The organism is Polycladomyces zharkentensis (assembly GCF_016938855.1).
GTDB classification, from domain to species: Bacteria; Bacillota; Bacilli; order Thermoactinomycetales; family JIR-001; genus Polycladomyces; species Polycladomyces zharkentensis.
In genome coordinates this window covers 21,179-41,223 of record NZ_JAFHAP010000021.1, presented here as the reverse complement: position 1 = coordinate 41,223, position 20,045 = coordinate 21,179, and the positions used below count along the sequence as shown (strand labels likewise).

The 20,045-nt window shown below is 56.0% G+C and carries 17 protein-coding genes; 2 read left to right on the top strand and 15 right to left on the bottom strand.

The window, feature by feature from the left end; all coding sequences use genetic code 11:
- From JQC72_RS16180 to JQC72_RS16125, 12 genes are all read right to left on the bottom strand, one after another.
- The coding region (locus tag JQC72_RS16180; protein WP_205497498.1) for an amino acid adenylation domain-containing protein at positions 1-2,565 on the bottom strand (2,565 nt) is incomplete at its 3' end.
- A gap of 15 nt (positions 2,566-2,580) precedes the next feature.
- Complete coding sequence (locus JQC72_RS16175) at positions 2,581-3,528, bottom strand: isochorismatase family protein (RefSeq protein ID WP_205497496.1); 948 nt, start codon at positions 3,526-3,528, stop codon at positions 2,581-2,583.
- A 258-nt stretch (positions 3,529-3,786) separates the two neighbouring features.
- Positions 3,787-5,418, bottom strand: coding sequence for a (2,3-dihydroxybenzoyl)adenylate synthase (locus JQC72_RS16170; protein WP_205497495.1), 1,632 nt, complete (start codon positions 5,416-5,418; stop codon positions 3,787-3,789).
- Between the two features lie 3 nt (positions 5,419-5,421).
- The gene (dhbC, locus tag JQC72_RS16165) at positions 5,422-6,666 is read right to left on the bottom strand and encodes an isochorismate synthase DhbC (RefSeq protein ID WP_205497493.1); all 1,245 of its coding nucleotides are present in this window, start codon (positions 6,664-6,666) and stop codon (positions 5,422-5,424) included.
- Between the two features lie 25 nt (positions 6,667-6,691).
- Positions 6,692-7,477 (bottom strand): 2,3-dihydro-2,3-dihydroxybenzoate dehydrogenase, encoded by a 786-nt coding sequence (locus JQC72_RS16160; RefSeq protein ID WP_205497491.1) that lies wholly within the window; start codon positions 7,475-7,477, stop codon positions 6,692-6,694.
- A 24-nt stretch (positions 7,478-7,501) separates the two neighbouring features.
- Positions 7,502-8,326, bottom strand: coding sequence for an alpha/beta hydrolase (locus JQC72_RS16155; protein WP_205497502.1), 825 nt, complete (start codon positions 8,324-8,326; stop codon positions 7,502-7,504).
- A gap of 313 nt (positions 8,327-8,639) precedes the next feature.
- Positions 8,640-9,662, bottom strand: a complete 1,023-nt coding sequence (locus JQC72_RS16150) for a FecCD family ABC transporter permease (RefSeq protein WP_205497490.1) — start codon at positions 9,660-9,662, stop codon at positions 8,640-8,642.
- On the bottom strand, positions 9,655-10,662 hold the full coding sequence (locus tag JQC72_RS16145) for a FecCD family ABC transporter permease (RefSeq protein ID WP_205497487.1): 1,008 nt from the start codon (positions 10,660-10,662) through the stop codon (positions 9,655-9,657). The genes JQC72_RS16150 and JQC72_RS16145 overlap by 8 nt, the downstream gene beginning before the upstream one ends.
- A 24-nt stretch (positions 10,663-10,686) precedes the next feature.
- The gene (locus tag JQC72_RS16140; protein ID WP_205497485.1) at positions 10,687-11,637 is read right to left on the bottom strand and encodes an iron-hydroxamate ABC transporter substrate-binding protein; all 951 of its coding nucleotides are present in this window, start codon (positions 11,635-11,637) and stop codon (positions 10,687-10,689) included.
- 111 nt (positions 11,638-11,748) lie between these two features.
- Positions 11,749-13,398, bottom strand: coding sequence for an ABC transporter substrate-binding protein (locus JQC72_RS16135; protein WP_205497483.1), 1,650 nt, complete (start codon positions 13,396-13,398; stop codon positions 11,749-11,751).
- A gap of 244 nt (positions 13,399-13,642) precedes the next feature.
- Positions 13,643-14,323, bottom strand: a complete 681-nt coding sequence (locus JQC72_RS16130; RefSeq protein WP_205497481.1) for an SOS response-associated peptidase — start codon at positions 14,321-14,323, stop codon at positions 13,643-13,645.
- Positions 14,324-14,338: 15 nt separating this feature from the next.
- The gene (locus tag JQC72_RS16125; RefSeq protein WP_205497479.1) at positions 14,339-15,943 is read right to left on the bottom strand and encodes a thiamine pyrophosphate-binding protein; all 1,605 of its coding nucleotides are present in this window, start codon (positions 15,941-15,943) and stop codon (positions 14,339-14,341) included.
- A gap of 125 nt (positions 15,944-16,068) precedes the next feature.
- Between JQC72_RS16125 and JQC72_RS16120 the strand changes: the two genes are divergently transcribed.
- Together JQC72_RS16120 and JQC72_RS16115 are read left to right on the top strand one after the other, a co-directional pair.
- Positions 16,069-17,136: a methyltransferase domain-containing protein gene (locus JQC72_RS16120; RefSeq protein WP_302104970.1), complete on the top strand. Its 1,068-nt coding sequence runs from the start codon at positions 16,069-16,071 to the stop codon at positions 17,134-17,136.
- Positions 17,137-17,226: 90 nt separating this feature from the next.
- Positions 17,227-17,673: an SAM-dependent methyltransferase gene (locus JQC72_RS16115; RefSeq protein ID WP_205497475.1), complete on the top strand. Its 447-nt coding sequence runs from the start codon at positions 17,227-17,229 to the stop codon at positions 17,671-17,673.
- A 41-nt stretch (positions 17,674-17,714) separates the two neighbouring features.
- Here the strand turns inward: JQC72_RS16115 and JQC72_RS16110 are convergent, their stop codons facing one another.
- From JQC72_RS16110 to JQC72_RS16100, 3 genes are all read right to left on the bottom strand, one after another.
- Positions 17,715-18,077 (bottom strand): arsenate reductase family protein, encoded by a 363-nt coding sequence (locus JQC72_RS16110; protein ID WP_302104967.1) that lies wholly within the window; start codon positions 18,075-18,077, stop codon positions 17,715-17,717.
- Between the two features lie 381 nt (positions 18,078-18,458).
- Complete coding sequence (locus tag JQC72_RS16105; protein WP_205497473.1) at positions 18,459-19,016, bottom strand: cob(I)yrinic acid a,c-diamide adenosyltransferase; 558 nt, start codon at positions 19,014-19,016, stop codon at positions 18,459-18,461.
- Positions 19,017-19,216: 200 nt separating this feature from the next.
- Positions 19,217-20,044: a heme ABC transporter ATP-binding protein gene (locus JQC72_RS16100; RefSeq protein ID WP_205497471.1), complete on the bottom strand. Its 828-nt coding sequence runs from the start codon at positions 20,042-20,044 to the stop codon at positions 19,217-19,219.
- Between the last annotated feature and the right edge of the window lies 1 nt (position 20,045).

Genomic DNA, 20,045 nt, shown 5'->3' with positions numbered 1-20,045 from the left:
GTCCAGGGTACCGTCCGCACGCCACCGTGCCAGGTCGCCCGTGCGGTACATCCGGCTGCCCGGCGGTCCGAACGGATCGGCGACAAAGCGCTCGGCGGTCAACCCCGGCCGGTTCAAATAACCGCGTGCCAACCCGGAACCAGCTATATACAGTTCTCCCACTACCCCCGGCGGAACCGGCTGCAAGCTGCTGTCCAACACATACACCCGCGTATTCCAAATCGGTCGGCCGATCGGCGGGGTCTCCGTATGCGCATCGTCCAAAGTCGCGGCCGTTGACCAGATGGTGGTTTCCGTCGGTCCGTAGAGATTCGTAATCCGACAATCCAGTCTCTGTAATGCCAGCATCAAACTGCCGGGGAGCGCTTCTCCTCCGACCAGCACCCTCAGGCCTCTGAGACTTTCAGGATGATTTTCCACGAGTGCATGCCAAAGCGAAGGTGTGGCCTGCATGATGGTGGCTCCGGTATCTTCGATCATCTTCGTCAAAACCGACGGGTCCTGGATTGACTCCTTCCGGGCGATCACGAGACCGGCTCCCTTGAGGAGAGGAAGGAACATCTCCAAGGCCGCGATATCGAACGCGATCGTGGTGACAGCCAGAAACCGATCCTGTTGTTCAAGGTGAAATTGCTCCTGCATCGCGGCAAGGAAATTGTTTAAACTTTCATATGGAACAACGACACCCTTGGGCCTGCCGGTGGAACCGGAGGTGTAGATGACATAGGCCGGGTTGAGCGGCGACAGTGGCCGGATGCGGTCAGAATCGCCCGGATCGGTATCGGGATACCGCCCCAGTCTTTCGACGGTATCGGGTTCATCGAGCACGATCTGCGGCATGGCACTGGCATCCGGCAGCTTGGATACGACCTTCGCGCTTGTGATCATGCACACCGGTCGGGCATCCTCGAGCATGAAAGCAAGCCGGTCGGCCGGATAGTCCGGATCCAACGGCAGATACGCCGCCCCGGCCTTGAGTACGGCCAGCAGCCCGACCACCATCTCAATCGACCGCGGCAACGCCAAAGCCACGATCTGCTCCGGACCCACCCCCTGCGCAATCAGCAAGTGCGCAAGCCGGTTCGCCCGTGCATTCAGTTCGGCATAGCGCAATGCGGCATCCTCAAACACCACGGCGGTGGCTTCCGGGCTGCGGGCAACTTGCGCTTGGAACTGTTCCGGCAAGTTCGCTTCCGGCACCGCATGAGCGGTATCATTCCACTCAACGGACACCCGATGACGTTCCTCAGGCAGCAGAAGTTCGAGTCGTCCGATCGGCTCATGCAAATCAGCCGCCGATATCGTTTCCAGAAAACGTATGAAACGCTGCCGGTGAACCTCGAGATCGTCGGCGCTGTAAACTGCGGGATTTGCATCCAAGTCGATTCGCATCCCCTTGCCGTCAGCCCGGTCATAAACGTTGATCGACAGATCATCGACCGGTCCGGCCGAGAGGTTGTGTGTGGTGGCGCGATGTCCGGCAAAGCTGAGGTGGTAGTCAAACGGCATCACATTGATCAGCGGACCGAACAATCTCCGGTTTTCGCCCACCAATTTGAGATCGCGGCGCAAGTCTTCGTGCCGGTAATGCTGGTGACCACGCACCTCGCGAATTTCCTGCGAGACCTGCCGCACGAGCTCGGAAAGGCTCATATCCGGACGCATCGACAAACGCACCGGCAGCACATTCATCACCATGCCGGGAATCCGCAGCGAGACCGAGCCCAGCCGACACATCATCGGCAAACCGAGAATGACGTCCCGTGCACCTGTCAAACGGTGTATGTAAGCCGCTGTCGCCGAAATCACGACATCCGGCCAACTCACGCCGGCGTTGCGCGCCGTCGCATGCAGACGCTCCAGTGCGGACGGGGGCAGATATGCTGTCCGACGGAGGAAACTTCTGGACGTCCTCTGCGCCCGGTCGGCGAGACTGACTACCTCGGGTCTGTCGGCGAAACGCTCCAACCAGAATTGGCGGTCCCGCTCAAACTGTTCTGATGCGCGATAGGCCGCATCTTCCTCCAAGATCAGATGCAACGGGCCAAAGGCTCCCTGATCGCAAGGCAGGCCTTGTACAAGTGACGTGTAGATTTGCGCCACTCGTTTCGCTATGAGTGAAAAACCGTAGCCATCCATCGCGATGTGATGGATGCGTTGATACCACAAGAAACAATCAGGCGCCACCTTGAACAAAGCCTGGGTAAAGAGCGGACCGCGTTTGAGGTCGACCGGCCGGGCCAGATCGTCTTTCATCCATGCCAGAGCTGCCTCCCGTGGGTCCGGCTCCCCACTGAGGTCTATCACATGAAACGGCCAATCGGAAGACGGATCGATGATCTGCCACGGACCGTCCTCGTCCTCTCCAAAACGGAGATGCAGCGACTCGGCTTCCATAACGGCCTGCCGCAAAGCGGACTCGAACAGCGCCGGGTCAATCGGTCCGTGGATTTCGATATATTCGCCGGCGTTGTAAATCGGGTTTTCCGGATCGAGATGTTGTGCAAACCAAATGCCGGACTGCGCACCCGACAAAGGCCAGCGAACATCCTGACGGTTAGGCATGGGTAGCGACCTCCTTCACAAGCTGAGATTGTCCGGGGTCGAAGTCGAAGACACACGCTTGGACCGGGAAGAGAGCAGTCTCCACCAGTCAGCGAGCGTCGGGTGCTCAGCCAACTCCACGAAGGTCACTTCGACCCCGATGCGACGCCAGCGCTCAACCAGGCTCATGATCCTGACGGAATCGAGTCCTCTGCTAATCAAGTCGTCGCTGTCGGCAAGATTCGACGGGGACTCGTCGAGAAGTCGGGCGACCTGTTCGCGCACAAGCTGCAGCGTGATCGGTTGACCGTCAGCCGCAGCTTGAGCTTCACGCGTTTCGTTTTGCATCCTCCCCAGCTCATCGAGCAAACGCCGCGTCGTCGTTGTGACCGCACACCGCTCAGCAGCATAAGTCAGCGCCATTCGGTGACATTCCCATGAGAAATCCGCCACCGCATCGGCGACGAAAAACGGTTGCACATCTTGCATGAATGCGTCACATGCGGTAAGGAGACATCCAATGTGGGCATATACTCCGCAAACGATCAGCTGATCACGGTCGCGCTGACGCAGAATCTCCAGCAGATCGGTCTTCTGGAACGCACTGTACCGCCATTTGGTGATGACGATGTCGTGCTCGTCCGGCGCCAGTTCGTCCACGATTTTCTTCTGATAGGGGCCGTCGTCCATGCCCGGTCCCCAGAAATCCCTGAGCAATCCTCGACGTTCGGGTGTCTGCCCGCCGGGTTGTGCCGAGTAAATCACCGGGATGCCGAGCTCAGCGCATCGGCTCCGCAACAACCGGATATTCGAAAGCAGTTCCACCACAGGCGACTTTCCGGCAGTGAAAGCGTCAAGAAAATACTGCTGCATATCATGAATGAGCAGGGCCGCCCGTTTGGGATCAGGTGTCCACGACACCTTGTTCTTCGGCAGGTCAAACTCCGCAGGCATCGGATACGGTGAAATGCTGGGAAGAGCCATCAGATCACTTCCTTCATTGTCTTAGTCCATTGTCTTCATCAATCGCGCAATGTGAGACTGCTGACAAAGTGTTGAACCACTCGCGATTCCGGGTGCGCCGTTTTCCCTCTCGCTCCTGTTTCGCCAGCTCAAAGGTCACTCGTGGGAAAACGGCCACCCTCTATTAGGTATCGGGACCGAATTTCCCGTCGAGCGACTCTGGCTGCCGCTACGGAGCGGCGCACCAGCGGAGTTTGTCAATAACCTCACAATGTTCGATTATGTTCCTGTGTGAGTTTTCCGATCAGACAGTATCTTCTGAGCGATTGCCTCACGCAACGCCTTTTTGCTCACTTTTCCCACCCCGGTCTTGGGAAACGAATCGACGAACTCCACCCGATCCGGGATTTTGTAAGCCGCCAACCCGCGTTCCTTCAGGAACGATTTCAGTTCGGCCACGGTCGGAGGATTTCCGCGCGGAATGATGAAAGCGCACGACCGCTCACCAAGGAACTCGTCAGGCATGGAAACCACCGCCGCATCAAATACGGCAGAATGAGCGAGGAGATGGTTCTCAACCTCCTCGGCCGAGACTTTGTCTCCTCCGCGGTTAATCTGGTCCTTGACACGCCCTTCCACGATCAAGTAGCCCGACGGGGTCACTCTCACCAAGTCACCGGTGCGATAAAAGCCATCCGGTGTGAACGCCTTGGCGTTGTGTTCTTCCGCTTTGTAGTACCCGCGGATGGTGTAAGGGCCACGGGTCAACAACTGTCCGACCTGTCCCGGCTCTACCTCGCGATCATTTTCGTCCACCACGCGAATCTCATCGTATGGCGACATCGGCTTGCCCTGGGTATGGATCACGATCTCATCAGGGTCATCCAATCTGGTATAGTTGACCAGTCCCTCCGCCATCCCGTAAACCTGTTGCAAGGTACAGCCAAACGCAGACTTTACCCGCCGGGCAACTTCCGGGCCGAATTTGGCCCCGCCAACCTGCAGCACCCGGAGACTGGACAGGTCATAACGGTGAGACGACACCGCTTCCAGCCATACCAGAGCAAGCGGCGGTACCAGCCCGGTAATTGTGACGCGTTCCCGCTCAATCAGAGGGAATGCGTCGTCCGGACTGGGTCTGGGCGCGAGCACGACACGGCCGCCGGCATACAGCGTGCCGAGCACGCCGGGCGAACTGAGCGGATAATTATGCGAAACCGGAAGCACACAGAGGTACACGCTGGTCTCATCAAGACCGCAGATCTCAGCGCTGATCCGCAAGCTGTAAATGTAGTCGTCGTGAGTCCGGGGGATCAGCTTGGGCAAACCGGTGCTGCCACCGGACAATTGAAGGAAAGCCACATCACCGGCGCTTACTTGCGGCAGGCTGACGGGGGATGCGTGCAGGTCTTCAAGCGCCACAAACTCCCCCGGGTCGCCTACAACAATCACATGCCGCAAGGTGGAAACCTTGTTCCGAACGTGTCTGGCCAGTTCCCGGTAGTCGAATCCCGAATGCGTATCCGGTATGACGTAAGCGACGGCTTCGGTGAATTCGCAAAAATAAGCAATCTCGTAGCTTCGGTGGGCAGGCAGGGCAAAGACGGGCAGCGCACCCAGCCGAAACAGCGCGAAGCAAACTTCAAAGAACTCCGCAATGTTGGGCAGTTGAACCACCACGCGATCCATCGGCTTGATTCCCAGCTCGCGGAACCCCGCCGCCAGCCGGTCGGCTCTTGTGTCGAGTTCCCTGTAGCTCCAGCGTACATCGCCGCTTACGACCGCGATATGGTCGCCGTATTTGTCGGCCCGTTCCCGCAGCATTTGCCCAAACGTCTCACCTCGCCAACAACCGGTCTTCCGATACAGATCCGCAAACTCCTTGGGCCATGTGGGGCATCCAGGCAGCATATATCATCCCCTCCTCACATGCATATCTGTTAACTCGCGGTCCAGCCCCATGGCGCGAAGCATCGTGCGAAACTTGGCCGATGTCTCCGCGAGTTCCTCCTCCGGCTTCGATCCAACGACGATGCCGGCTCCCGCGAACAGACGAAGCGAGTGCTCATCAGCCTCCGCGCAGCGAATTGCAACCACCCACTCGCCGTCACCGCTTGCATCCACCCAACCGATCATTCCTGTGAAGAAACCTCGATCGAACGGTTCGATCTCCCGGATCGCCGTTCGTGCCAAACGGGTCGGCGTCCCGCAGACGGCCGGAGTCGGGTGCAGTGCAGCGGCAAGTTCGAGCGCCGAGGTGGCGGAATCCGAAAGCTCGCCTACAATCTTGGTCGACAGGTGCCACATGGTTGCGGTGTGTACCAGCGAAGGTTCAGCAGGGACTTCCAATTCCCGGCAATACGGACGGAGCGCGGCTGCGACCGCCTCAACGACCACCGCATGCTCATGCCGATCCTTGGCAGAAGCGAGCAATTCGGCCGCTCGCCGTTGGTCCTCGGCGGGATCTTCACTGCGGGGCCTGGACCCTGCCAGGGGATTGGCCGTCACCTGAAGGCCCGCCCTTGATACGAGCAATTCGGGGCTGGCCCCGATCAGCGTTCGCCGCCCGGATACCGGAGAAGCGACACTTGAACCGAATTGGGGCAGATCCACGGCAAAGGTGTAGCCGTCAGCATTGTGACGAGCCAGGTTGCGAAGCAGTTGACGGATATCAATCGCTTCCGGCGAGGTCAGATGCAGCGATCTCGACAGCACCACCTTGTCAAATTCGCCCGCCTGAAGACGGGCCAATCCTTGCTCCACGCCGCGAATATACTCTTCCGGTTCCGGAACCTCGCGAATCTCGCACGCCGTCACCAAAGGCGGGGTTGCCTGAACATCCGAATGGAATTGCAGCGGTCCCGCCCACCGGATTCTCGTTGGCACGACAAGCTGTGCTGGCGTCGTGTGATCGAAAGGCACCGCGCCCACGACGACCGGGTCGCAATATTTGGACGGCTTGACATGAGCCAGCAATGCGGCAACGCGCCGGGGCAGGGTTGTCAACTCATCCGGTCCGCCCTGGCTTGGTACCGTGGCAAACGCGCCTTCTGCCAGGATGGTTCGATGCGGCGAAGACAGGAAGAAAGGCGAGCCGGCCCGGTAATCGTCGAGAAGTTGCGCGGCAGATTCCTCGAGAACAGCATCATGTTTCATCATGTTGTGCAGTCTCCTCTCAATGGGATCAAGCCCCCAATGTGGCACCGCCATCGACGCGCAAATCATGCATCGTGATATGACCTGCCCGGTCGGAGGCCAGAAAGACGACCGCATCGGCGATATCAGAGGGGGTGGCGAGTTTCCCCAGCGGTATTCCCACCCGAAACGTCTCCGGAGATCCGGCGATAACGGCCTGCGCTCCGTTCTCATCCGCCCACATCAACCGCTGCATCTCCGTGTCCGTCGAACCGGGCGACACCACGTTACAGCGAATGTTGTACCGGGCGAGCTCCAGCCCGAGGCATTTGGTAAACATTGTCGCCGCGGCTTTGGAGGCTGCGTAAGCGGACATATGCATTCGCGGCACCCACGCAGCATTGGAGCCCACTGTAATGATCGAGCCCGCCCTGCGGGGCACCATATATCGGATGACCGAGCGGCATACGTAAAAAACCCCGGTGGCGTTAACCGCGAACGTCGCGGCCCAATCCTCGTCGCTGAAAGACTCGACTGGATTCATCCGCAACACCCCTGCGACGTTGACCAAGATTTCAATCGGGCCCATATTGTCTTCGATCCAATCTACCATCTCGTCAACGGCCGCTCTGTCGCACACGTCCGCCGGAAAGGCTCTCGCATGGTGACCGCCGGAAACAAGGTCATCCACGAGTCTGTGGAGCCCATCGGCGTTTTTATCCATGACTGCAACGAAGGCGCCAAGCTCGGCAAAGGCCCGAGCCACCGCTTCCCCGATACCTTGGGCGGCACCCGTTACCAAGGCAACTCTGCCCTTGATACCCAAACGATCCATCTCATCACTTCCTTTCCAAACGCCTCACCTGCTCAATGCAAACCGTACGGCCCGGCTGATCAATGCCGGCAGCACCGATACATGATCTTCACCCTCAAACTCCTTGAACTCCACCCGTACTCCACGACTTGCGAGGGTGGACAGGCGTTCCGAAAGCTCCCTCGCGTTGTCGTGTACGCGGCTTTTATGCCTTTTCTCCAGCTCTCCCACCGCAAGCAGGATTCGCACATCGATATTTTCATGTTCCAAGCGGGACACAAATTTCCGTTCCGCATCAAGAATGTGCTGCTTATTCCAGTGAATGGACGGGCTGCCGGCGACATATGTCCGGAAGGCGCCTGGCTTGTTAAAAAGCGCATGCAGCACGAAGAGGCCGCCGAGAGAATGGCCAACGATCGTTTGTCTGGTACGGTCAATCTTGAATTCGCGCTCGATCATGGGCTTCAACTCTTCTTCTATGAAATTCAAAAAAGCTTCGGCTCCGCCGTGTTCCGGCCATGCTTTTCCGTCGGGTCTCGGAGGCAGTTCGGTTGCGGACACCGGCATCGTAAAATCGTAATGGCGGGCGGGAGGAAACGGCTCTGCCGTTCGATAGCCGATGCCGACGATCACCGCCGGACCAACTCCGGTCTTCTCGGGTCGACGTGCCTGCACTCTCACCGCCTCCACCATCGTTCCAAATACGGCATTGGCATCCAGCAGATAGATGACCGGATATCCCGAAGGAGGCGGTTTTTCACCAAGTTTTGCCACGGAAATTTGATATTCGTTTCCGGCGCGCGAACGCATCACACGCTGTTCTGTCAGCGGTATTGTGACTTCGCGGCGATCATTGATGCTGGCTGTCATGGCGGGCCGCTCGATATTTTTCTGCACTGTACCGATCCCCTCCTGATTGTTTGTGTTGTAAATTTCACTTCTCCAAGGAATCGCTTGGAGCTTGATCGAATGCGGTGACGGATTGAGCCGCGGGAAACCTGGATCGGCGCCGGCGAAGTCTTGGGAACACCTCATATCCAATCCACCCGCTTTTTCTCCGGGCAGGAGGACCTTTGCTTCCTTCATGCAGGCAATCGTCTGTTCAGTTACGCACGGCTTCTCCTTCATCCGCCCAGTTTTATCGCAATCTTCCATTCCGTGACATGAACCGTCTTCTGTCCTCCTATGCCTTGGTGACAAACAACAAGTAAACGAAATATGGAACACCGATGATGGAAATGACAATACCGACGGACAGTTCCACCGGAGAAAACACGTTTTTTGCAACAAAATCAGACACAATGACCAAAAGCATGCCAAGGGTTCCGCATACGGGAAGGACACGACTGTGGCGGATGCCGACCAAACGCTTGGCGATATGCGGCGCCATCAGGCCGACAAATCCGATGTTTCCCGACACGGAAACACATGCGCTTACGATTCCGATACTGCACAATAGCAGCACGTTCTTCTCTTTTTCCGTGGAAACTCCCAGACCTTTCGCTGTTTCTTCCCCCAATTGAAACAGGTCAAGAACAGACGATTTGCTTAAGATGACGGGTACCAAAACGACAAGCAACGGCAGAATCGAAACGATATATTTCCAGTTGGCGTTCCAGATGCTTCCCGTGAGCCATATCGTAGCCATTTCGAAGTCCTGCGGGTTCATTTTCAGTGACAGGTACAGAGATAAGGCCCCGAGACCTGACCCTGCCGCAATCCCGACCAGGATCAGACGTTGGGGGTCCAATCCCCCGTTTCGCCACGAAAACAGATAAATCAAAGCGGCGGTTGCCAAGCCGCCAATCCATCCAAACAGCGGCATCGCCAAGGCGGACATCCATCCGCTTCCAGCGATTTTCTCTTCAAAGAAGAACATAAAAACGACAATTGCCACACCGGCCCCTGCATTGATGCCCAAAATGCCGGGATCGGCCAGCCCGTTCCGTGTGATCCCCTGGATCACGGCACCCGCAACACCGAGACCAAACCCGACCAATGCAGCAATCACAATCCGTGGCAGCCGAAAGTCGAAAATGATCAATTCGTGAGCCGGCTCCGGATCAATTCCAAGAAGCGTCTTGATTACATCCGTGACCGTGAGGTCGAATACGCCGTTCGTCAGACTGACATAGATCGCAACCAGAGTGGCCCCCATGCTCGCGAGCAGGACCGCCCAAAAGCGCCCTGTCGAAGCTTTAGGCATCTTCCCTTCCCCCCTTCTTGCGGATCAAGTAGAGGAAGAAAGGAACACCGACCAGCGAAGTAACGACCCCGATCGGGGTCTCAAACGGATAGTTCAAGAACCTGCTGAGGATATCGGACAGCGCCAAAAAGATGGCCCCGAGAACGCCGGCGCAAGGAATAATCCGCCGATAATCCACACCGACCAAAAACCGGGTGATATGGGGAACAATCAATCCCACGAATCCGATATTACCGGCCAAAGCGACGGAAATGCCGGTCAAAATGACGACGCTGGCGACAGCCATCGCTTTGACCAGCACCGTTCTCAGTCCCAAGCTCATGGACACTTCCTCGCCCAATGAGAGAATCGTGATCGATTTGGAAACAAGGAGCGCCATAGCGATCCCGACCACCGCAAAAGGAACCGTAAGTTTGAGCATGCCGGGGTCCATCTGGTGCAGCCGGGCATGATACCAAAAGCTGATGTTTTGTGAAATTTGAAAATAAGAAGCCATGGCTGCCGAAACGCTGCTGAGAAACGTCCCGATGATGGTGCCGATGATCGCCATGCGAACCGGAGACATCCCGTTTGGCAAAAGTGACGCCAAACCGAACGCGATGCCCGCTCCGAGCGCCGAACCGATCAGCGAATACATGATCATATCCAATGATGAAGCGTTCGGCGCAAAAATCGTGCAAAGTGTAATGGTAAAAACCGACCCGTCAGAAACCCCCATAATGGAAGGCGACGCCAGATAGTTTCTGGTCATTCCCTGCATGACGGCCCCCGATATGGCCAGGAACGCGCCGATCAGAAGCGCACCAACGGCTCTGGGCATACGGGAATGCATCACGATTTGATGGTTCACATTACCTGGATCAAAGTGGAAAACAGCATCCCACACCGTCGTAGAGTCGATATTTTTTGCTCCATACAGGATGGATGCGAGGATGGTGAACACCATCGCAATCGGCGAAAGCCATAGTATGAAGGCTGGCAAAGAAATCTTGAATCGCATATTGTGCTACCTGCCTTGTTTCGATCATTTGGAGAGTTTCTCCACAGCAGCCTTCAAGAAGTTGATTTTACTCCATGCCGTACCGCCTTGCGCGAGCGGATCCACGACGTTCAGGAACACTTTTTTGTTTTTGACCGCATTGATGCTTTGCCAAATCGGATTGTGTTGCAGGTTTTCGAGTACATGTGGTTGATCCTTGTTCTCATTCTCGGAGAACTGCACAAAGATATAATCCGGATTCATTTCACTGAATTTTTCCAAAGAGATCGTTTCCTGCGCTTTGGCGTTTTTGATCTCTTGCGGTGCCGTCAGCCCCAAATCCTTGTACAGCGAAGGGTTGAAAAATACATTTTCCGGATAAATCATGATATTGCCGCCTCTGATGCGAATCATGACGACTTTTTTATCTTTCAGTCGATCACCTAATTGCGCTTTCGCCGCCACGACATCACGCCGATACTTCTTCAAAATTTGCTCGGCGAGGTCTTGCTTGCCTGTCAACTCCGCCAGAAGGCGCAGATTGGCTTCCCAATTCGTCGATATATGGGAAACCGGAATGGTTGGAGCGATTTTCCCCAATTTCTCGCTGACAGCCGGCGGAAATTTCGTGGACCCCAAGATGACATCCGGTTTCAGTTTCAGGATGGTCTCCATGTCAGGTTGTGCCTTTTCCCCGATCGATTGCGCGGACCTCGTCATTTCCGCAAACATGTCCGGGAACTTGCCCCCTACGGTAATGGCGCCGACCGGTTTGACGCCGAGGACGAGCGCGTCTTCCATTGCTTCCATACTGCCGGTGATCACGATGCGGTCCGTCTTCGCGGGAACCGTATAGTGTTTGCCCAGATAATGGATCGTTCTTGTTTCATTGTTGGCGGTTTCTTTTGGCTGATCCGCCAAATTTTTGGCGCCGCAAGCGGTCACCACAAGGATCAGTAAAATATACAGACCGATACGAAGGCATTTCCTTTTCATATAGCCTAAAAATCCCCTTTTTTTCACATGTATTGTTTTTGTGTTGATAATGATTTTCATTATTGATTATAGATCGCACCCTTTTGTTCGACCATGGATAATATCCGGGATTCAATTTGGATGATTTTCGCAAAAGAGATTCAACACCTCGTCAATGACCCGGCTGTGCGCACAAGCCGAATATTCGAACCATGGATCCGAAGAAATCAAATAAACCCGGTTATTCCGTACCGCCTTCAATTCCTGCCACGGCATGGAATATTGCAATGCTTTCCAATACGTCAATGTCTCTGATTCCTGGCGAACGATCAAAAGGAGACGATCGGCATCGAAATCGGCCAATTGCTCGATTGACACCTGCTGATCGTAGACGGAACGATCGAAACGACATGCGGGAACCAACTGCAATTCATCGTAAAATACTTCACTCATACTGCGGTTACAGTAAACAGAAAGATTCTGCTTGGAAACCTTCACGAACAGGAAGGTGTCATCCTGAACCGATCGTTTCAGCCGGTCTCTTGCAAACTTTGTTTTCCTGTCATAGCTTTTCAGCCAATGCTCGGCTTCCCCTGACTCACCCAGAAATTCAGCCACCAAAAGCAATTGTTCCTTCCAATTTTTCTCCTTCGTCGGAACGTAAAACACGGGTGAAACCTGTTCCAACATCTCTTTTTCTTCGGTGTCAAGCACATCCGTACTGATCACCACATCCGGACGTTCACGGAGGAGTTTTTTGACGTTGGATTCCCAATGTTGGTTTTTGCGGTAAGCGCTGAGATGTACGGGTATATCGGTTCGGTACTTGTTATAGTAATAAGCGGTCCATTTCGGGTGGAGCGGCGCAGCGTAAGGAATGATCTTGAGCGCCATCAACTGGCCGGTGATCGAACGTTTGTAGGCGGCGATTTTACGGCGGCGTCGATTCATGTAAACCTTGGGTGGCACGCCAACTACCTTCTTGAATTTGCGGCTGAAATAAAACTCATCGTTATATCCGACTTGGTGGGCAATATCCCGCAGCTTGGCACGGGACTGAGCCATGAGCTGCTTGGCCCGGTTGATTCGCAGTTCCGTCAAATAATTGATGGCGCTTATGCCATACGTCCTTTTAAACAAATCCACAAAATACTTGGGGCTAATGTTGGCTATGCGCGCCAATTCCTCTATCGTCAAATTTTCGTTAAAATGACGTTCCATATAGTCTTTCGCCGCCTGGAGAGCCGGTCGCGAGTCTTCCGGCTGAAGGCGGATACTATTCAACACATAGTAAAGCAATTCCTGAAAAGCAACCTGACCTCGAAAGCGTTCCAGACCGTCTTGGCTGTGCCAGTGATGGTAAATGGTATCGCACAAGCAAACGAGCTTACCGGCGGGATAAACCGGGATCTCTTTTTGCAACGGAAACAAACGCTCTTTGGATCCATGCTGCATCTGTTCTTCATTGCGCTCCGTTTCCCGAAAGACGTCGAACCTGAACAGAAACATCTTCAGCCCATCCCGCTGTTCCGTTTCCGTTCTGAAAGTCTCTCCGGGGGGACACACGAATGCTGTGTCCTGCCGCAGCCGGAATTCATTGCTACCCAGTATCAGGTTTCCTTCACCGCTCGTCACCACGAACAGGACATGAGAAACGGTGAATTGCTGCTCTCCCCGCCAATGACCGTCCCCGTTGACCATCTCCACGTCCCGAAGTCTGAAAGACAAACCATCCAATGAAAACTCGGAGTTTTCCCGCTGAACCGGTCCGTGGTGAGTCATATGTATCAACCTCCTTTATTTTGTTTCTCTCATTTATCGATAATGATAATCATTATCAAAAACAGTATATCAAAATGCGAAACGAGTTGAAAGTTGGGTGTAGCTCGCCCAAGCACAAAAAAGCACTCATCCGAATGTGGATGGGTGCCTGAACCTTTATCGTTCCTTATGGGGCGGGAACGACGCTCACTCATATACAGTTTCTGGGGATGCTTTCCGCTCTTCCTCTTCGTGATGGAATCCGTCACTCCCCCTCCACCGGCTCAATGCATTGCGCCACATCATTCCGCGGCGAATTGACCAGCGTGGAAACGGGATAAAAGGACAATGTCTCCGCATGCGGAACCAGCATCTCCACAGCGGCGACAGGATCGCGCAGCTCAGCGTCCAACCACACTGACTCCGCCTCCGGTCGCAGGATTACCGGCATACGGTCGTGGATGGATGCCACCTGACCGACCGCTTCCGTTGTAATGATGGTGAACGAATCGATCGTCTCCCCTTCCGGTGACACCCATCGGTCCCACAGCCCGGCCAACCCCGCCAATCGACCGTCCTTCGGCACGATCCGGTACGGTTGTTTTCGTTTGTCCGGCAATGCTTTCCATTCATAATACCCGTCTGCGGGAATAATGCATCTGCGGCGCGGCACCAGGGAGCGAAATGCCGGTTTTTCCAGCAGGGTTTCCCTTCTGGCATTGATCATCCGCTGCCCGATCGAGGGCGTGCGCGCCCAATGCGGAACCAATCCCCAGCGAAACATCCTCAGCCGCCTTTTGCCCCCCGGCAACCCGACCACGACCGGGACACGCTGAGTGGGTGCGATATTGTAGCGGGGCCCATGTTCCACCTGTTCCGCTTCGGCGATCAAAAACCGCCGCATGATATCGCCCAACCCGGCGGTCAGCGTAAAACGCCCGCACATGGTATCTCCTCCCTTTCAAAATGTGATATGAGGCACCATGACATCCGAACAACGCACGTCCACGATTGTGGGCACCGATGTAACCAATGCCCGCTGCAACACCGGCTCCAAGTCTTCCGGTTGCTCGATGACGAACCCTTCTCCTCCGCATGCGGCAGCCAATGCGGAGAAATCCGGATTGACCGTCTCACTGCCCATGGTGTTGAATCCGACCAGTTGCATCCGATTTTTCTCCATGGCATACGATCCGTTGTTCATCACCACCAATGTGATGTCCAACCCGTAATGGGCCGCTGTCACCAAATCGGCGATCGTCGTCATCACCCCGCCGTCACCCGCCAGCGCGACCACCTGTCGGTCCGGATAGACCAACTTGGCGGCCATCGCCGCAGGCAGGGCAAATCCCAGCGTCCGCCATCGTCCCGAGATCAGAATCTCCTGTCTGCGACTCTGGAAAATGCGGTTGAACCACAACGTGTGGTCGCCCGTATCCACCGCCATTACCGCGTCTTCCGCCACACAGCGGGACAAAGCGTGAATCACCCGCTGCGGGGCGATGGGCACCCCGTTTTGGCTCACCTCGTCAGCCAATCGCTGTTCCCACTCCTTCCGCAGCTGGTGCACCCGTGTGCGCCACTCGGTACGGTCCCGCTGTTGCAACTGTCCGGACAAGGCAGGCACCACGTCCTCCACCTTGCCTGCAATCCCCACGGTGACCGGTACGACCCGTCCAATGGCACGGGGATCGGCGTCGACCTGGATGATGGGGATCTGCCGGGGCACTTCCGCTTTCGGCCACCAAGTCGCTCCCAATACAAGACAAACATCCGCTTCATTGAGCAACACCGTGGACGGTTCACTGCCCGCCTGTCCCAATCCCCCCACAAACAAGGGATGGTCGTTGGGAATCACCGGTCGTGCCGGCATGGTGGCGATCACCGGTGCATCCAGCCGTTCTGCCATCGCCGCAATCTGTTGGCCTGCCCGTTCTCCTCCGCGTCCAACCAGCAAAACGGGGCGCCGGGATTGGTTGAGCCACTCCGCCGCCGTCCTCACATCACGCGCGGAAACCTCCGGTTTCCATTTGGCCGGTGGCAGGGGAAAAACAGCGTCGGAAACCGGCATGCTCCATACATCTTTCGGAACGGACAAATGGCCCACCCCTCCCTGTTCCACCGCCGTCCGCATCGCCAAATGCAATTGCAGCGGCATTCCGTGAGCATCCGCCACCAGTGCGGAATAGGACGCGACGGGCTGAAACAATAATTGCTGATCCAGTTCCTGCTTGGCCCCTGTCCCCAGTTTCTCTCGCGGCACCTGACCGGTGACGGCCAACACGGGGACCTGGTCCAATGCGGCATCACCCAACCCCGCAAGCAAAAGAGCCGCACCGGGACCGCTGGTGGCCGTACAGACACCCAGGTTGCCCGTCAATTTGGCTTCCGCCGATGCCATCAACCCCGCCGTCATCTCCGTCCGACACGCGATATACTGCACCTTGCGCTGGCGGGACAGCGCATCCAGCAACGCCAGATTGCCATCCCCCAACACGCCGTACACCCGTTGCACTCCCCATTCGACCAATTGCGACACGACGTGATCTGCAACCGTTTGTACCATTGACCATCCATCCTTTTTTAGCCATTTCCCTTTTCATTTTGACCGGAAACCGATGGTACATACCCTTTACCTTCACGCGGCGTCAACCTTTAAGATGAAAACGGGAGGGATCTCCTGTGAGAAGGATGCAGATCAAAGAGATGGCGGAACGGTTGGGCATCACGCCGCGCGCCATCCGCTATTACGAGGAAAAGGGGCTGATCGCACCACCCAAAGAACCGGATAACCGATACCGTACTTTTACCGAGGAGGAGGCATGGCGTCTGCAAACGATCGTCACGTTGCGCCGCATCGGCATGACCGTCAGTGAGATCAAAAAAGTGCTGGCCGAGGTGGACCGCGGTCAAGAACATGTTGTCACCCGCTACCTGGAACTGCAACGGGCCGCCACATTCACCGAGTGGGTCCGACTCAAGCATCAATTGGAGATCATCGAGCGGATGATTCAAAACGGGGAACAAAACCAGGCCCCTTCCTGGGATGATTGGTACCGCCTCACACGCCGTTGGCAAGAGCGGGAACAATGGCGGTTAAAGTGGCAAGACCGATGGGCGTTCGATCGACAGGCGGAAACGTTTGACCAACGCGTGGAAAGAAATGATCCGCTGGATCTGTATGCAGAATACGACAACGCCTTGCAAACGCTGACCGAGTGGATCGATGCCCGACCGGGGGAAAGCGGATTGGACCTGGGGGCGGGAACAGGCAATCTGGGCGGACGGTTTCTCGCAAACGGAATCCGGATGGCCGCCGTGGATCAGTCTGCGGAAATGCTGCGACGCTGCCGGGAGAAATTCCCCGAAATGACGACCAAACTGGGCAATTTTTTGGCCGTTCCTTTCCCGGACGACACTTTCGACTTCGTCGTCACCAGCTTTGCATTTCATCATTTGCGCGAGGAACAAAAAGCGCTGGCATTGGAGGAGATGTGTCGGGTTTTGCGTCCGGGCGGAAGGGTCGGTATGGTCGATTGGATGATCGAGAGCGACGAGACGTTTCACGCCTGGAAAGAGACGATTCGCCGGGCGGGCAGAACAGACGTGCTGAAGGAGATGGCGTCCGAATACTACGTTCGCCTGGAATGGCTGTGCCAATGGTGGATATCACGGGGATATGACGTTCAATTCCGAGCGTTGACCCCCATGCTGCATGTATGGTTGGCAAGACCGCGCGAGGAAAACCGATTTCGCTGATTTGAAGTAGTGAACACTTTACTCCAGGGTCCTGCCCGGAAGAGAAGAGTCAGCATCCCGAAAAAACCCGTCCAACAGGAGGAATCGCCTGTGCATCCCGAACAAATGGATCGACTGTATCAACAACCCGGTTTTTACTGGGGAACCGAACCCAACCGATTGGCTCACCGTCTGCTTGAATCCCTTCCATCCGTGCAGGGGAAAACTGTTGTGGATCTGGGTTGCGGTGAAGGGCGGGATGCCGTCTATTTCGCCAAAAAAGGGCTGAACGTGATAGCAGTCGATCTGTCTCAGGCGGGGTTGGAAAAAGCGAAACAGTGGGCGGAAACGGAAGGTGTGGCCCTCACCACCGTTCGAGCGGATTTGTTATCCCATCGTATGGATACGAAGGTGGATGCCGTCTATTCGATCGGGGTCCTGCACTATCTTCCGCCCCGGATGCGCCCCGACACGTTTGCCCACTACAAAGCGATGACACACTCCGGCGGCATTCCGCACCGACATGCGGTCAATGTGATGATGGCGCGCAAAATCTAGCGGAGAAGGAAACCGCCGCCCTCATCAGGCGGCGGGTAACCTCATCTCACCCAATTTTCCTCAAACTGCTCTTCCTTGAAGCCCACCGTGACCCGTTCGCCGTCGGTGACGATCGGCCGTTTGATCAACATGCCGTCACTGGCGAGCAAATCCAGCTTTTCATCGTCGCTCATCGTCTTCAACTTTTCCTTCAGATTGAGCTCCCGGTATTTTTGTCCGCTTGTATTGAAAAACTTCTGTACGGGCAGGCCGCTTTTGCGAACCAGCTCTTCCAGCTCCGCACGGCTGGGCGGATTCTCGACGATATGCTGCTCTTCAAAGGGCACTCCCCGCTCCTCCAGAAACTTTTTTGCTTTCCGACAGGTGCCGCAACGGGGGTACCAGTACATTTTCAACTTCGCCATCTGAAACCCTCCCCATAGATTGTCCGTTACCAGTATACCCAACTGGGCGGAACCGGGCGTGTTCGATTCCCTTCCTTCCCGGAGTGCGTCCGGTAATACCTGTCCATATCGCTTTCCCGCTCGCTCCACCTGCACCCTGCAGGTAAACAAATCATGACCGCTCCGATTTGGCCAGCGCCGGACACGGACAAAATATGCTTCGCTTTGATGAGATGGCCCGCGATTTCAATCCTGCACTACCCGAGTCCCCGTTCGATCAGGGCACAGGTCTTCGCTCGCTTGGAAAAACATCGCGCCCTTACGGAATGTCCAGCCACACTCTGTCCATCTATGAGCGCAGCCCCGGAATTCCCAGCCCTCTGCCGAACTCCGCTTGTCCCCTTATCGAAACACCTGTCCTCCCCGTTTGTACTCCACATCGGACACACCGTCCCTCACGTTGGCCGCGCGGGCGATGGCGAAGAAAAAGTCGGATAGACGGTTCAAATAACGGCGTACCTCGTCATTGGTTTCCTGCTCGCGGCACAGCGTCACCACGCGGCGCTCGGCTCGCCGGGCCAGCACGCGACACAGATGAAGCGCTGCGGAAACGGGTGATCCGCCGGGCAGGATAAACCGTTGGATTTCCGGTGCTTCCTCCATGTAGCGGTCAATCCATCCCTCCAAACGGGTCACCATGTCGGATGTCACTTTGTACTGTCGCTTTTTTCCCACCTGTGCCAAATCACTGCCGGCGTCGAACAGTTCGTGCTGAACCTCAGTCAAATCGCGGATCATGTCCGCGTGTTTCTCCGTGTTCATCCGGACGATCGCCTCACCGACAAACGCATTCAACTCATCAATCGTACCGTACGCTTCGACACGGATGTCATCCTTGTCCACCCGTCCGCCGATCACACCGGTTTTTCCTTCATCTCCGGTACGGGTATAGATGCGCATGATCTTCACTCCTCCATTAGCGGTTCACCGTTCGGACCAACACATCAGGCGTGAAACCCAATACCCCGTAGATTGCCGAGAAACAGGGCGACCATTTTCCGGCTAGGAACCTTTCTTCCCCAAGGATTGGCTCACCATGCGGGTAACGAGAGGGAGAAGGGCGCCCGAAGACAGCCGTTGTAATCCATACCGGACACGCCCTATGGAGCAGAAACAGAAAGCGGCTGTCCGCAAGATCCGGTCTCAAATCCTTTCTCCTTCGACTGCAGCAATACCTGTGGCACACCGGCAGACGGATGGCGTACCATCACCGGATCGATTCCGTAAGCATCGCGGATCACCGACGCCTGGATCACCTGCTCCGCTGTCCCTTCCCGAATGACCCGACCATTTTTCAACAACAACAACCGATCACAGAATTGCGCCGCCAGATTCAAATCATGCAACACGATGACAACGGACAACCCATCTTTCCGTTTCCATCTCACGATCCGGTCGAGCATGCCCAACTGATGCCTGACATCCAGATAAGTCGTGGGCTCATCCAGCAACAACAACCGGGGCTGTTGCGCCATCGCCTGCGCAATCGCCACCCGTTGCCGTTCACCACCGCTCAATACCGAGACAGGTCGCCGTCGGTGTGAAAGCAGGTCCGTATCGGCCAATATTTCCTCGACCAGTGCGCGATCCCGCTCCGTCATCCACGGCCGCCAACCCTGGTGAGGGTGACGGCCCATCATGACCACTTCCTCCACGGTGAAATCAAGCGGGGGCAATCCTTCCTGGGGGAGCAGGGCGATTCGACGCGCCCGTTCTTTGATCGACCAATCTGCAAGCGGACGGCCTTCCCACATCACGGTACCCGTATCCGGGCGTTCCTCACCGGACAACAACCGGAGCAGCGTGGTTTTGCCCGATCCATTGGGACCGATGATGCCCACCATCTCACCGGGGCCGACATTCAAACTCACTTCGGCCAACACGCTGCGTTCGCCGTAGTGTTTGCCCACTTTTCGAGCCGCTATCACC

Coding starts and splice junctions, on each gene's coding strand:
- JQC72_RS16140 (WP_205497485.1), bottom strand. CDS start 11,637: ATGAAAAGGAAATGCCTTCGTATCGGTCTGTATATTTTACTGATCCTT.
- dhbC (WP_205497493.1), bottom strand. CDS start 6,666: ATGATGAAACATGATGCTGTTCTCGAGGAATCTGCCGCGCAACTTCTC.
- JQC72_RS16145 (WP_205497487.1), bottom strand. CDS start 10,662: ATGCGATTCAAGATTTCTTTGCCAGCCTTCATACTATGGCTTTCGCCG.
- JQC72_RS16135 (WP_205497483.1), bottom strand. CDS start 13,398: ATGACTCACCACGGACCGGTTCAGCGGGAAAACTCCGAGTTTTCATTG.
- JQC72_RS16170 (WP_205497495.1), bottom strand. CDS start 5,418: ATGCTGCCTGGATGCCCCACATGGCCCAAGGAGTTTGCGGATCTGTAT.
- JQC72_RS16150 (WP_205497490.1), bottom strand. CDS start 9,662: ATGCCTAAAGCTTCGACAGGGCGCTTTTGGGCGGTCCTGCTCGCGAGC.
- JQC72_RS16120 (WP_302104970.1), top strand. CDS start 16,069: ATGCAGATCAAAGAGATGGCGGAACGGTTGGGCATCACGCCGCGCGCC.
- JQC72_RS16105 (WP_205497473.1), bottom strand. CDS start 19,016: ATGCGCATCTATACCCGTACCGGAGATGAAGGAAAAACCGGTGTGATC.
- JQC72_RS16125 (WP_205497479.1), bottom strand. CDS start 15,943: ATGGTACAAACGGTTGCAGATCACGTCGTGTCGCAATTGGTCGAATGG.
- JQC72_RS16175 (WP_205497496.1), bottom strand. CDS start 3,528: ATGGCTCTTCCCAGCATTTCACCGTATCCGATGCCTGCGGAGTTTGAC.
- JQC72_RS16110 (WP_302104967.1), bottom strand. CDS start 18,077: ATGGCGAAGTTGAAAATGTACTGGTACCCCCGTTGCGGCACCTGTCGG.
- JQC72_RS16160 (WP_205497491.1), bottom strand. CDS start 7,477: ATGGATCGTTTGGGTATCAAGGGCAGAGTTGCCTTGGTAACGGGTGCC.
- JQC72_RS16155 (WP_205497502.1), bottom strand. CDS start 8,326: ATGACAGCCAGCATCAATGATCGCCGCGAAGTCACAATACCGCTGACA.
- JQC72_RS16130 (WP_205497481.1), bottom strand. CDS start 14,323: ATGTGCGGGCGTTTTACGCTGACCGCCGGGTTGGGCGATATCATGCGG.